12 protein-coding genes are annotated in these 14,013 nt (G+C 39.0%); 7 read left to right on the top strand and 5 right to left on the bottom strand.

Translation table 11 applies throughout. The annotated features are described in order from the left end of the window. The first annotated feature begins 49 nt into the window (after positions 1–49). From NSU17_RS05655 to NSU17_RS05635, 5 genes are all read left to right on the top strand, one after another. Entirely contained in the window at positions 50–697 is a 648-nt protein-coding gene (locus tag NSU17_RS05655; protein WP_340704537.1) for a DUF1541 domain-containing protein, read from the top strand. A gap of 458 nt (positions 698–1,155) precedes the next feature. After that, positions 1,156–1,989: a glycosyltransferase family 8 protein gene (locus tag NSU17_RS05650; RefSeq protein WP_340704536.1), complete on the top strand. Its 834-nt coding sequence runs from the start codon at positions 1,156–1,158 to the stop codon at positions 1,987–1,989. Positions 1,990–2,150: 161 nt separating this feature from the next. Then, positions 2,151–4,334 carry a DNA topoisomerase III gene (locus NSU17_RS05645; protein WP_340704535.1) on the top strand — a complete coding sequence of 728 codons (2,184 nt, stop codon included), beginning with the start codon at positions 2,151–2,153 and terminating at the stop codon, positions 4,332–4,334. A gap of 344 nt (positions 4,335–4,678) precedes the next feature. Further along, complete coding sequence (gene ybaK / locus NSU17_RS05640; RefSeq protein ID WP_340704534.1) at positions 4,679–5,164, top strand: Cys-tRNA(Pro) deacylase; 486 nt, start codon at positions 4,679–4,681, stop codon at positions 5,162–5,164. A gap of 57 nt (positions 5,165–5,221) precedes the next feature. Next, on the top strand, positions 5,222–5,869 hold the full coding sequence (locus tag NSU17_RS05635; protein ID WP_096550255.1) for a YczE/YyaS/YitT family protein: 648 nt from the start codon (positions 5,222–5,224) through the stop codon (positions 5,867–5,869). Between the two features lie 106 nt (positions 5,870–5,975). Here the strand turns inward: NSU17_RS05635 and NSU17_RS05630 are convergent, their stop codons facing one another. Beyond that, a complete protein-coding gene (locus tag NSU17_RS05630; RefSeq protein WP_340704533.1) occupies positions 5,976–6,473 on the bottom strand; it encodes a GNAT family N-acetyltransferase in 498 nt (165 codons plus the stop codon). Between the two features lie 237 nt (positions 6,474–6,710). Here NSU17_RS05630 and NSU17_RS05625 point away from each other — a divergent pair, with 237 nt between their 5' ends. Both NSU17_RS05625 and NSU17_RS05620 read left to right on the top strand, forming a co-directional pair. After that, positions 6,711–7,898, top strand: coding sequence for a glycine C-acetyltransferase (locus NSU17_RS05625; protein WP_340704532.1), 1,188 nt, complete (start codon positions 6,711–6,713; stop codon positions 7,896–7,898). Positions 7,899–7,966: 68 nt separating this feature from the next. Next, on the top strand, positions 7,967–9,028 hold the full coding sequence (locus NSU17_RS05620; RefSeq protein WP_340704531.1) for a nucleotide kinase: 1,062 nt from the start codon (positions 7,967–7,969) through the stop codon (positions 9,026–9,028). Between the two features lie 133 nt (positions 9,029–9,161). Here the strand turns inward: NSU17_RS05620 and NSU17_RS05615 are convergent, their stop codons facing one another. The 4 genes from NSU17_RS05615 to lpdA form a co-directional block, all read right to left on the bottom strand. Next, the gene (locus NSU17_RS05615) at positions 9,162–10,382 is read right to left on the bottom strand and encodes a dihydrolipoamide acetyltransferase family protein (RefSeq protein ID WP_340704530.1); all 1,221 of its coding nucleotides are present in this window, start codon (positions 10,380–10,382) and stop codon (positions 9,162–9,164) included. Positions 10,383–10,398: 16 nt separating this feature from the next. Next, positions 10,399–11,433, bottom strand: a complete 1,035-nt coding sequence (locus NSU17_RS05610; protein ID WP_340704529.1) for an alpha-ketoacid dehydrogenase subunit beta — start codon at positions 11,431–11,433, stop codon at positions 10,399–10,401. Positions 11,434–11,463: 30 nt separating this feature from the next. Beyond that, entirely contained in the window at positions 11,464–12,399 is a 936-nt protein-coding gene (locus tag NSU17_RS05605; RefSeq protein WP_197722759.1) for a thiamine pyrophosphate-dependent dehydrogenase E1 component subunit alpha, read from the bottom strand. A gap of 125 nt (positions 12,400–12,524) precedes the next feature. After that, the gene (gene lpdA / locus NSU17_RS05600) at positions 12,525–13,892 is read right to left on the bottom strand and encodes a dihydrolipoyl dehydrogenase (RefSeq protein ID WP_340704528.1); all 1,368 of its coding nucleotides are present in this window, start codon (positions 13,890–13,892) and stop codon (positions 12,525–12,527) included. Positions 13,893–14,013 lie beyond the last annotated feature (121 nt).

The following is a 14,013-nucleotide window of genomic DNA, read 5'->3' as shown; positions in this document are numbered from 1 at the left end:
AAATGTGGAGTCTGCCAGAGAAACTTCATCACTAATAGGAGGAATTCCAATGAAAAAGCAGCTTCTAATACTTACAGCAGCACTTTGCGTTTTTTCTTTAACTGCATGTGGAAAAAAAGATGAAAACATCTCTATGGAAAATTCAGAAAATCCAGCTCAATACACGGATAACGATTCAGCTGACAATATCGTAACAAACAATCAAGCAGACGGAGATAAAGTAGTTGGGCCAAACATGGATGGTGTAGAGAGTCATGCTGATGTATCGCATGCTACTTGGGGAAAAATACCGGAAGGATTAAAAGAAGCTAAAAACCCGAAATATAAAATAGGAGACAAAGTCATCATCAATGCAGCTCATGATGATGATATGCAAGGATCAGAAGGAACCATTGTCGGAGCCTATGAAACAACAGTATATTCCATTTCTTATGTATCGACATACGATGAAGAACTGGAAGAAAACGAAAAATGGTTTGTTCGAGAAGAAATCCAGCCACTTGGTGAAAAAAAATTAGATGTTGGATCTAAAGTCATTATTGAAGCTGACAGAGAAGAGGGGATGAAAGGAGCGGAAGGAGTCATTGATACCGTTGAAGAAACGGTAGTTTATATGGTAGATTATATCGATAAAGAAGGAGAGCCTGTAAAAAATTATCAATGGCTCAAAGAAAGCGAATTATCTCCAGCAAAATAAATATTGATAGTGTGACATCCGAAAATAAAACAATCAAAACGAGGGCTGGGACATAACGAATAAAGTGAACGAGCTGCAAAAAGGTTTTTGTAAAAAATGGATTGGAGTGACGGGGCGAGTGCTCCTGTCGCGCACGCTTAGTCGCAAAGCGGAGCAAGCTCAAGGAAGTAAATTCAAAGCTTTCCTGCGACGAGCCCTCTCGAGACCCCGCAGGAGCGAAGGACTGAATCAGAGGAGGGTTGAGCCGGGCCCGCGGAAAGCGTCCCCGGAACGGAAATCAATTCTTCAATTATCAAAAAAACACCATTTCCTCCTGTGAGAAAATGGTGTTTTTTATATTTTATCCCAAGCTCGTTTTTTTATTGTTTATGAACGTTGCTTTGTTTCAATTATTTGTTAATAAGCAGATTTTTTTATTAAGATATTCTTATTAGCACTCATATAAAGGAATGAACGCCATGAAGAAGAATATTCTTGCAACGGTTGACTCCAATTATCTTTATCCTTTAAAAATAATGTTAAAATCACTGTTTATGAACAATCCACAAGAGCCTTTCTCCATTTATCTTGTCCATTCTTCAATATCTGCTCAACAACTAGAATCATTAGAAGCTTTTATTGCGAGCGAAGGTCATGAATTTCATCCTATTCAAATTGATGAAGAGTTGTTTAGCGAAGCCCCAACTCTTTTGCACTATACGAAAACGATGTATTATCGATTACTTGCCCATAAATTTTTGCCGCAAACAATTGACCGTATACTTTATTTAGATCCAGATATATTAGTGATTAATCCAATCAGAGAACTGTATGAGCTTGATTTGGAAGGATATCTTTATGCAGCAGCAGATCATCGAACAATGCCAATAGTAGAAATTAATAAAATACGATTCAATCCATTTGATTTGGAAGCGTATTATAACTCTGGCGTTTTATTAATGAACTTAGCATTGCAACGGGAAGTTATTGATGAAAAGGATATATTTAATTTTGTAAAAAAATATCATTCTAAGCTTATTATGCCTGACCAAGATATTATGAACGCCCTTTATTCCAAGAAAATTAAAGGGATTGACGAAGTAAAGTACAATTATGATGCTAGATTTTATAACATTTATAAGCTAAAAAGTAATGGTAAAGTAGATATGGATTATGTCATGAATCATACAGTTATCCTACATTTTTGTGGAAAAAAGAAACCATGGAGGAAAAATTACAGCGGGAAATTTTATTCATTATATAAACATTACGAGAAAATAACGAAAGACACAATTTTAGCATTGGAAGATTAGAAAGCTGAATCTACTAGTGGAAAAGTATATTAAGTGGCAATAGTATTGTAACAGTTATCCATGAAGCATAGTGAAAATGGAAATACAATAGTTGGCTCGAAAATGAATGGAGAGACGAGATATGCTATAGTAATCCTATGACTGACGAAAGGATGTAACCTATGGCAAAAAGTGTAGTATTAGCCGAAAAACCATCAGTAGCTCGTGATATTGCTCGAGTGCTCAATTGCAAAAAAAGCGGAAATGGATTTTTAGAGGGGAATCAATATATCGTTACTTGGGCTCTTGGTCATTTAGTAACCCTTGCAGACCCTGAGAGTTACGATGTGAAATATAAAACATGGAAACTTGAAGATTTACCAATGCTGCCAGAACAAATGAAACTTTCGGTTATTAAGCAAACCGCAAAACAATTTCAAGTGGTGAAAAATCAACTGCTTCGAAAAGATGTAAAGGAAATCATTATTGCAACCGATGCCGGACGAGAAGGGGAGTTAGTTGCTCGCTGGATTATTGAAAAAGCGAAAGTTCGTAAACCCATCAAGCGTCTTTGGATTTCATCGGTGACAGATAAAGCCATTAAGGAAGGCTTTAAAAATTTAAAGCCTGGTAAGCAATATGAGAACTTATATGCCTCAGCGGTTGCCCGTTCAGAAGCAGACTGGTATATCGGATTAAACGCTACCCGTGCTCTTACGACAAAATACAACGCCCAACTAAACTGCGGACGGGTGCAGACACCGACGCTTGCCATTATTGCTGCTCGTGAAGAAGAAATCAAAAACTTCGTACCGAAAAATTATTATGGAATACAAGCGACTAGCGACAAAGTGAAGCTAACATGGAAAGATGCAAAAGGAAACACTCAAAGTTTCCACAAAGAAAAAATCGAATCGATCATCCAAAAATTAAGCAACAAACATGCTGTCGTTACAAACATCGAGAAAAAGACGAAAAAATCTTACGCTCCTGGCCTCTATGATTTAACAGAATTGCAGCGGGATGCTAATAAAATTTTCGGCTTTTCCGCAAAAGAAACGTTGAATATTATGCAAAAGCTATATGAGTATCATAAAGTATTAACGTATCCAAGAACGGATTCGCGATATCTTTCATCCGATATCGTAGCTACCATTCCTGAGAGGCTTAAAGCATGTGGTGTAGGGGAATATCGACAACTTGCCCATGGAATATTAAAAAAGCCAATCAAAGTTAACAAATCTTTTGTGGATAACAGTAAAGTGAGCGATCATCATGCCATTATCCCGACAGAACAGAACGTCAATCTTTCTTCTTTTTCCGATAAAGAGCGAAAAATTTACGATTTAGTTGTAAAACGATTTTTGGCAGTACTCCTTCCTCCAACCGAATACGTACAGCTTACAATGAACGCAAAAATTGGGGACGAAACATTTATTGCAAAAGGAAAAAACATACTAACACCTGGATGGAAAAAAGTATATGCAAATGATTTTGTTGAAGAAGATGAAGAGGATGTACATGAGCAAATTTTACCGCAAATGGAAAAAGGGGATACACTAACGATTACGAGTATTCAAATGACCCAAGGACAAACAAAACCACCTGCAAGATTTACCGAAGCCACATTGCTTTCTGCGATGGAAAATCCGACAAAGTATTTAGAGTCGAGCAATCGAAAGCTTGCGGATACTTTAAAATCTACCGGAGGACTTGGTACGGTAGCGACCCGCGCGGATATTATCGAAAAATTATTCAATAGTTTCTTAATTGAAAAACGGGGCGGAAAAGAAATTTATATAACTTCAAAAGGGCGTCAACTCTTAGATTTAGTGCCAGAAGATTTAAAATCTCCAGCTCTAACTGCTGAGTGGGAGATGAAGTTGGAACAAATTGCGAAAGGCAAAATGAAAAGAGAAACGTTCATCAACGAAATGAAGCAGTATACAAAAGAAATTGTTGGAGAAATCAAATCGAGCGATAAAAAATACAAACATGACAATCTTTCAACAAAAAACTGTCCTGAATGTGGAAAGCCAATGTTAGAAGTGAACGGAAAAAAAGGGAAAATGCTTGTTTGCCAAGATCGACAATGCGGTTATCGAAAAAGCATTTCTCGCTTCACGAATGTTCGTTGTCCGAATTGCCATAAGAAGCTGGAATTGCGAGGAGAAGGAGAGGGCCAAATTCTTGTATGTCAATGCGGATTCCGAGAAAAATGGTCCACGTTCCAAGAAAAACGAAAACAACAAACGAATGGTAAAGTGGATAAGCGCACTCTGCAAAAATATTTGAAGAAAGAAGACGAAAAAGAACCGATTAATAACGCTCTTGCGGAAGCATTAAAGAAATTAAAATTAGATTAAATAGAAGAACTAGGCAGATAAGATGCTGCCTAGTTTCTTTTTATAGCATCTTTAAATATGAAGAAACTCAAAAAGAGACTGAAACTTGCTCCATTAATAAACATCGTACTTGGGCAAATGATTAGTCCAAGAAGCTCCGCTGCTGTTGTCGTCGCTGTACTAAATAGTATATGATAACCCAATTTTTTATTTTGGTGATTATCATAGCGACTTGAGCCGTAGCAGATCGTTTCGATGATGGAACAACTTTTTTATATTAAGAATTTCAGAATCATACTTTCAGAAATTTGAAATTTTTTGTTATGATATAAATTACATTCATTGGAAGTGAAGGTGATGAAGGGTTGGCTAAAAAGAAAATCGCAAAAACGAACGCAATTCGGTTATTAGATTTACAAAAGGTGCCTTATCAGACGATTACTTATGAGACAGCAGGAGCTATTGATGGAGTATCCGTTGCACAGAAAATCGGTCATCCTGCAAATCACGTTTACAAAACGCTTGTGACAACAGCAGGTACTCAGAAATTTTATGTGTTTGTCATTCCTGTTGAGGCGGAGTTGGATTTGAAGGCAGCCGCTCGGGCAGCTGGAGAAAAGAAGGTGGATATGCTGCATTTAAAGGATCTACTGGCTGTGACCGGCTATGTCCGGGGAGGTTGTTCGCCGATTGGAATGAAAAAGCTGTTTCCAACCTTTATTGATGAATCGGCAAAAGAATTGGATTACATCATTGTGAGCGGCGGGAAAATTGGGCTGCAGATTCAATTGGCGCCTAACGATTTGGCGAATGTAGTAAATGCTACTTTTGTTCCGGTTACGAAACCATGATCTTTTGCATTAAAATAATGAAAAAGATTTAATAGATAGAAAGAAGGCGCATTTTCAATGAGAAGAGAATATTCATGGCGATGGGGATTTTACATTGTCGGTTTAATTATCATGGGATTAGGAATTGCGATGGTAATTAAAGGAGAGGATATAGGGGTTAATGCATGGGACGTGTTGCATATTGCCTTGTATAAAACAATCGGCTTATCGATTGGTTCTTGGGTAATCATTACGGGACTTGTCATTTTGGCATTTACTTCGTTGATGTATAGAAGTTTTCCGAAGATCGGAACATGGTTAAACATGCTGTTGATTGGTGCATTTATTGATTTCTTCTATTGGCTATTGCCCGATGCGGAGTCATTTGCCTTCCAACTAATCTATTTTGTTGTCGGAATTTTTGTTCTAAGTTTTGGTACGGGTATGTACATATCACCGAATTTAGGTTCTGGTCCTAGAGATGGTTTAATGATGTGGATTGTAGAAAAATTAGGAGGAAGCATTAAAGTAGCTCGCATCTCTATTGAATTAGTCGTTGCCGTGATTGGATGGATGTTAGGTGGTCCACTTGGCGTTGGTACAATCATTATTGCCATTGTTTCTGGCTATATCGTGCAATTTTCATTACCTTACTGCCAAAAACTATTGACAAAATGCATCGGGGAAGAAGCGATAGAAAAGGAAAAGCCGTTTATTCATCAGTAATCATGAGAGTTTCAGAGAATTGAATAGTTGAATATTTCAATTGAAGACCCAAGAAATATTTTATCAGTATTTCTTGGGTTTTTGTGCTTTTTTTCATGTCGTAAATTTATTTTACCTTTTTCCCAAGAATGACTAAATTTCTTTTTACACCATCTAAATTAGCAACTTCTGGTAAATCTCCCCATTTTTCAAAACCCAAACTTGAAAATAAGCGAATGCTAGGTTCATTATGTCCGAAGATAAAAGCGATTAGTGTATCGATTTCTAACTTAAGACTTTCCTCAATCGCTTTGCTTAGAATCTTTTTTCCGAGTCCTATCCCTCTATAGTTTTCGTGAATGTAGATACTAATTTCAGCAGTGGCATCATAAGCGGGTCTTCCGTAGAACGATTGAAGACTTACCCAACCACAAATATCTCCTTCATATTCTACAACCCATAAAGGTCTTTTTTCAGGGTGATGTTCATGAAACCAATTTAATCGATCTTCAACTGATACCGGGGCGATATCGGCAGTAACCATTCTACTTGGAATTGTAGAATTATAGATATCCACAATAATTGGCAAATCATTAAGGGTAGCAATTCGAAATATCATTGTCATTATCGTCATCCTTTTATCTTTATTCTTTATTTCTAGTATAAAAGAAATAACTTCCATATGCGCTTTTTATTGTTTGAGAAAGGAAATACAATATGATTTTCTCGAGTTAGATGTAGTCATAAAATTCTTCATATTATTACGAAGTACGTTTCAAACGGAAAAGTTAATCAAGACTAGAAAAGAATCTATAGTTTGAATCATATATTGTTTCTAGAAACCTGGTCTGGAGGTGCAAAATTGGCGAAAGCTTTAGATTCTTTTCTTGAAGAACACTTACAGCAATTGAAAAGCCAAGGGTTATACAACGAAATTGATGTGGTGGAAGGGGCAAATGGTCCTGAAATCCAAATCAATGGTAAGCGGTTAATTAATTTATCTTCCAATAATTATTTAGGATTAGCAACGAATCAAGAATTAAAGGAAGTGGCGAAACGCGCTATCGATCAATATGGAGTTGGAGCAGGAGCGGTTCGCACAATTAATGGAACGCTAGATTTACATGATCAATTGGAAGCAAAGATAGCAGAATTTAAAGGAACAGAAGCGGCAATTAGCTATCAATCTGGGTTCAATTGCAATATGGCCGCCATTTCAGCTGTCATGAGAAAAGATGATTGCATTTTATCGGATCAATTGAATCACGCTTCCATCATAGATGGGTGCCGATTATCAAAAGCACATATTGTTGCATATACTCATTCTGATATGGATGATTTGCGGAAAAAAGCAAAGGAAGCTGTAGAGTGCGGACGTTATCAAAAAATCATGGTCATCACAGATGGCGTGTTTTCAATGGATGGGGACTTGGCGAAGCTTCCGGATATTGTGGAAATCGCAAAGGAATTTGATCTCATCACTTATGTCGATGATGCTCACGGTTCAGGGGTCACTGGAAAAGGAAGAGGTACGGTAAAACATTTTGGGTTAGAGAAAGACATTGATTTCCAAATTGGTACATTATCAAAAGCGATTGGCGTTGTCGGAGGATATGTGGCAGGAAAAAGGAAGTTAATCGATTGGCTGAAAGTGCGCTCCCGTCCGTTTCTATTTTCAACGGCAGTGCCTCCAGGTGATGTAGCGGCTATCATTGCGGCGATAAATATGTTAATGGATTCAAATGAACTAACAGAGAAATTATGGGAGAATGGAAATTATTTCAAAGAAGGATTAAAACAGCTTGGATTTGATATTGGAAATTCGGAAACGCCGATTACTCCGTGCATCATTGGAGAAGAAAAACTGACGCAACGGTTTTCCAAGCGTCTACTGGAAGAAGGTGTTTATGCGAAAGCGATTGTGTATCCTACAGTGCCTAGGGGAACAGGGCGTATTCGCAATATGCCTACAGCAGGACATTCAAAAGCAATGCTAGATAAAGCACTTGCAATCTACGAAAAAGTGGGGCGTGAACTAGGCGTAATCTAAGTGTAAAGGATTGAATTTGCAAAATCTAATTAGAGGTGCCTGGCATTCCAATAAGAAAGGATGATCATTTGAAAGGTTCCATTACGAAGTTTTTCGGGCAGGCGATGACCGGGCAAGGAATGAAAAATCTGTATCAAGAGATTATCAAGGAAGCCGATAAAGTCTACTTTTTAAAAGGAATTTTTGGATTTAATGTATCCAATTTATTGAAAGAAATTGGCTATCATTATGTAAACAAAGGCCATGATATTGAATTTTTCTATGACCCTCTTTTTGAAAATACAATTCAAGCAGTATTCATTAAAGACATCCATACGTTATTCCTCAAAAGTTCCACTCCTTCTATTGAACCGACTCACCTGGGTACTCGCGATCAAATTATTTCCTTTTATGAATGTTTAGATGAGGCATCACTTAAAAAGCATGGTCAACGAATAAAGGAGCTTTCTGAAGAAATAAATAAATGGCATAATAAATGTTTTGCTTCGCTCCAATCCGCCATTGAAATACATGATGAGTGGGAAAAACAGACGCAGTCTCATATGGATTGGAAGGGGCTTGAACAACATCGGGATGAACTGTTTGATCAAATTTTTGATGGCATGCTTCTTAATAAAAAAGGGGTGTTAACTCATCGATTATTCGGAACGCTTACGCCAAATGGGGCAAGAGATTATTTGCAAAATATTACGCGAAATTTAGAAAGAAGATACTTTATTAAAGGGCTACCGGGAACAGGCAAATCCAGCATGTTAAAAAAACTAACTCAAGATGCGCTAAAACGGGGATTTGATGTACAAAAAGTATGGTGTGGACTAGATTCAAAATCGATTGACATGGTTATTTTACCAGAATTAAAGCTTTGTATTTTTGATAGTACCGCTCCCCATGAATACTTCCCTGAAGATGGAAGAGCCGGTGATCAGATTGTTGATATTGTAAAACATTGTAAACTAACAGAAGAAGCAGAAGAGAAGATTCAAGAGATTTCAAAAGAATATCGGAATGCAATTCAACATGCAACAAACTACGCAAAACTGTATGCAGAGGCCGAAAAAGAAATGCGTGAAATTATTGACTTATCAACGAATCTATCAAAATGGAAAACACAATCTGCGCATTTGTTTTAACGATCTACTTAAAACCCTTGGATTTCTCTTGTGAGAAACCAAGGGTTAAAGAATTGGGTGAAGAGTGTAAATCTCTTTAGGAATCCTTATATATAAAGAGGCAGGGGAGTGAATGAACCACTCCTTTTATTTTTTATAAAAGCAAACGATAAGGGTCTTGCAAATAATCAGCAATTTTACTTAAAAACTCAGAAGCAGGTGCACCATCTATAATTTGATGATCGTATGTTAAACTGAGAGGCAATTTTAATTTTTCTACAACTTGGCCATCTTCTAGTGCCAGTTCTTTTTGGATGGCCCCCACACCTAAAATACCTACTTCCGGTGTATTCAAAATTGGTGTGAAGTATTCGATTTCATAGCCGCCTAAGTTGGTAATCGTAAAGGTTGACCCGCTATAGAGGCTTCCATCAAGCGAACCTTGTCGTGCTTCTGTTGTTACTTTTTGAATAGCTGCACCGAGTTGGGATAAGGACATGAGATGCGCATTTTTAATAACAGGAACGACTAAACCTTCTTCGATTGCCGTTGCCATTCCAATATGCACTTCATCTACGCGGATATATTCGCCGTTATGATACCAAGCATTCATATCCGGCGTATCTTTTAAGGCCAAAACTACCGCTTTTGTTAATAGGGTATTGATGCTTAACTCGCCATTTGTGAGCGGTTCTTTTACTTTTGTTTTTATTTCTTCACGGAATTTCATTAATTCCGTAATATCCACTTTTCTATGGTTTGTTACTTGAGCGGTTGTCTGAACACTGCGCATCATCCGTTGAGCAATGGTTTTGCGCATTCCGGATAGTCCAGCACCATAGGAAACTGATTGTGTGGATGGTGCATTTTCTATTGAAGGAGCTGCTTGTTCCATGGAAGCTTGATATCTTAATATATCTAATCGAGTAATGCGTCCATTACCGCCAGTACCTATTACGTTATGAATATCAATGCCAAGTTCATTTGCCATTTTACGGGCAACCGGCGTAATAAAGATTCGTTCTCCAGCTTCTTTTTCTATCATCTCCGTTTTTGCGGTTGAAACTGCTTTTGCTGTTTCTGCTTTTTTCGGTTCTTCTACACTTAATGATGGAGAAGGGGAGCCGATCTGTTCACCAGGTTTTCCGATATACGCGATGGGCGCCTTACTTGGCACGACATCTCCTGCTTGAGCGACAATTTTAATGATTGTACCGGACTCTGGTGCAACGACTTCACCGGTCAATTTCTCTGAACTGATTTCCGCCACTGCATCACCTGCATGAACTTCATCCCCTTCATTTACAAACCAATGTTCCACTGTACCCTCTGTCATCGTCAAGCCTAGCTTAGGCATCAATATTTCCGTAGCCATAATGAATCACCCCTCTCTATTTAACTCTCAAGTCATCGATAATTTCTGTCGCTACTGTCAATACTTTATTAGCATCTGGGATATATAATTTTTCAAGATTAGCAGCAAACGGAACAGGTGTGTTTGGCGCGCATACGCATTTGATCGGTCCATCTAAATAATCAAAGGCTTTGTCTGCTACAACTGAAGCGATATCAGTTGCCGTGTTGTTGTGCGGATTGGATTCATCGATGATAATTAAGCGGCCTGTTTTCTTCACAGACTCCAGTACTGTTTCTTCATCCCATGGTGCAACAGTGCGCAAGTCAATGACTTCGACTGAGATATTGTCCTTTTCTAAAATGTCTGCAACTTCTAAGCCGACGTACAACATTTTTCCAATGGTAACAATTGTCAAGTCTTTACCTTCACGTTTGATGGCAGCTTTGCCAATTGGGATTGTGTAATATTCTTCCGGTACTTCGCCTTTCATTCCGTACAATGTTTTATCTTCCGAAAAGATGACAAGGTTATCATCTTCAATAGCGGAGAGGAGAAGACCTTTTGCATCATATGGTGTTGCAGGGACAACGACTTTGACGCCAGGAATTGAACCGAATAAACCGTAGTAGGAGCCGGAGTGTTGAGCTGCTGCGTTCACCCCTGCACCGTGCATTGTGCGCACTGTCATTGGGACTTTCGCTTTTCCCCCGAACATGTAGCGCATTTTTGAACCTTGTCCGATGATGGAGTCAAAGCAAAAGCCGATAAAGTCGTTAAACATCAGCTCAGCTACAGGACGCAAACCAGTAACAGCCATACCTACAGCCGCAGCCATATAACCCATTTCGGAAAGTGGCGTATCGATGACTCGTTCACGGCCGTATTTTGGCGCAAGGCCGCGGGTTACGCCCATTACACCGCCCCAAGCATCTTCGTTGGCCTCTTCCAAATGTTGGACTTCCGCTCCGCCTGCAATATCTTCACCTAATAAAATGATGTTTTCATCTTTTGCCATTGCTTGATCAAGCGCTTCATTGATTGCATTCATGAATAAAATTTCTCTAGTCATTCTCTATAACTCCTTTCCAAGTTTTTTAGATTAGTCCGCAAAAACATCTTGATAGAGTGATTCAGGTGATGGTTCTGGACTTTCTTTCGTGAATTCAATCGCCTCTTCAATATCGCGAACGGATTTTTCTCTCAATTGATCCAATTCTTCTTCAGTCAACAAGCCGTTTTCAATAGCGAATTGACGGAATACTTCAAGCGGATCCACTTCTGCCCATTCTCTTTCTTCTCCACTAGGCGCTTTGTAACTTTGTTCGTCACCTTCAAAGTGTCCGTGGTTCCGGTAAGTGACACATTCAATTAACGTTGGTCCTTCACCTCTGCGTGCGCGTTCAATGGCTTCGCCAGCTACTTCATATACGGCGACAACATCTTTTCCGTTCACCCGAACACCAGGCATATTGTAGGCGGCAGCTCTTTCCGCGATTGTGCGGGAAGCGGAAGAATACCATTGTGGAGTGGATTCTGCGAAAAGGTTATTCTCACATACAAAAATCACAGGCAACTTCCAAATGGATGCCATGTTCAAACATTCATGGAATACACCTTCATTAGCTGCACCATCACCGAAGAAGCAAACGGCAACCCGGTCAGTTTTCTTATATTTGTTGCGCATGGCCGCACCTGTTGCCAGTCCGAAACCGCCTCCAACCATTCCGTTGGCGCCTAAAATTCCTTTATCCATGTCGGCAATGTGCATGGAACCGCCTTTACCTTTGCAAAGTCCTGTGGCTTTGCCAAAGATTTCAGCCATCATTCCTTTTAAATCGCCGCCTTTCGCGATACAGTGGCCATGTCCCCGGTGGGTACTTGTAATGTAATCTTCATCGGATAGGTGAGCACAAACACCTACAGCAATTGCTTCCTCACCAGCATATAAGTGTACAAACCCTGGAATTTCTCCGGCAGCAAAGAAACGTTTTACATTTTCTTCAAAATTGCGGATATCCTCCATTGATTTATACATGGATTTTGCCTTATCTTTCGTTAATTCTGCTGTATCCGTAGCTGTACGAATCTCTAAATCTACCAATTCTTTCACCAACGTATCAACACTCGCAAACAATTTAGGCATGCCTTTTGCTTTTTGCGTCATTCTTGATTCCTCCTTAAGTTTATTGATGTTTTATAAATTCTTTTTGCTGTTTCTTGGATTAACTCGGATACAGTAGGGTGAGCGAAGACTGTGTTTGCCAATTCATCAACAGTACCTTCGGATTCATAAACTGCTAGAATTTGGTGAATTAAGTCTGCTGCGTTGGGGCCGACAATAACGGCACCTAATATTTCCCGATATTTGGATTCGGATATGATTTTGACAAAGCCTTCTGTTTCATTGGCAGCAATGGCTCGTCCATTAAATGAAAAAGGCATTTTTTCAACGATTACGTCATAGCCTTTTTGTCTTGCTTCTTCTTCGCTCATCCCAAACTCAGCAACTTCCGGTTCGATGAAAAGCGGGCGAGGAATACTGTATGGAGATACAGGCCTTTCTTTTTTTCCATTTATGGCACGAACAGCTTTTATGCCTTCCGCACTGGCTGCATGTGCCAATGTATAACCGCCAATTAAATCGCCAATGGCATAAACATGTTTCATGCTTGTTTCATAATATTCATTTACTTTGACAAAATGTTTTCTTTCATCCAATTCAAGTCCCATTGCTAACGGGATTTCCAAGTTTTGTTTTCTGCCTGTTGCCACCAGCAGTTGATCAAAAGGAATTTCTTCACTGGAAAGAAGGACGCATCCTTTTTTCACTTTTTGGACGGAAGCCTTCGTAATGATTTTTATACCCATCCTCTGAAGCTTTTCTTTCACAATGGAACGGGCTTCCGAATCAACCGTCAACAATATGTCCGGTGCGGCTTCGATAATCGTGACATCGGCGCCGAATCTTTTCATGGCATAGGCCAATTCAACACCGATTACCCCGCCGCCGATGATGGTCAATTGATTAGGCAATGTTTCCATGTCAAAAAAGGTGTTCGTCGTTAAATAATCTACATCGCTTAATCCTGGGATGTTTGGGACGAAGGGGGAACCGCCCATGGCAAGTAACACATTTTTTCCGTAGTATCGCTCTCCGTTCACTTCGAAAATTTTTCCTTCTACGTATTTTGCTTCACCTGTAATATATTGGATACCATTCTTTTTAAACGTCACGTGAATACCGGATTGTAAGGTGGAGATAATCTTGTTTTTTCTTTTCACAACGGAGGGGAAATCAATTTGATTCACTGTAACTGATAAACCGTTTGCATTAAGAGCATGAACAGCGGACAACCAGTGGCTATATTGCAAATAAGTTTTGGAAGGAATGCAACCGACGTTGAGACAGCAGCCACCAATGGCATTTTTTTCAATCACGCAGACTGAATTACCGAGCTGTGCAGCTTCTTCTGCGGCAACATATCCACCGGGTCCGGCTCCGATAATGAGTACATCATAAGTTTTCAAGGAATCACCTTCTTTTCTTTCGAATGAATTGCAAAAGTTAGAATTTTCGGAATAATGAAATGATTGTAAATTAATTTTAGCGGATTTTAAAATATCCGTCTATAGATTTTTTGAGAATGAT

The sequence above is a fragment of the Ureibacillus sp. FSL K6-2830 genome (assembly GCF_038004145.1).
Taxonomy (GTDB): Bacteria; Bacillota; Bacilli; order Bacillales_A; family Planococcaceae; genus Ureibacillus; species Ureibacillus thermosphaericus.
Note: the sequence above shows the minus strand (reverse complement) of the source record. Positions and strands in the feature narration are given on the sequence as shown.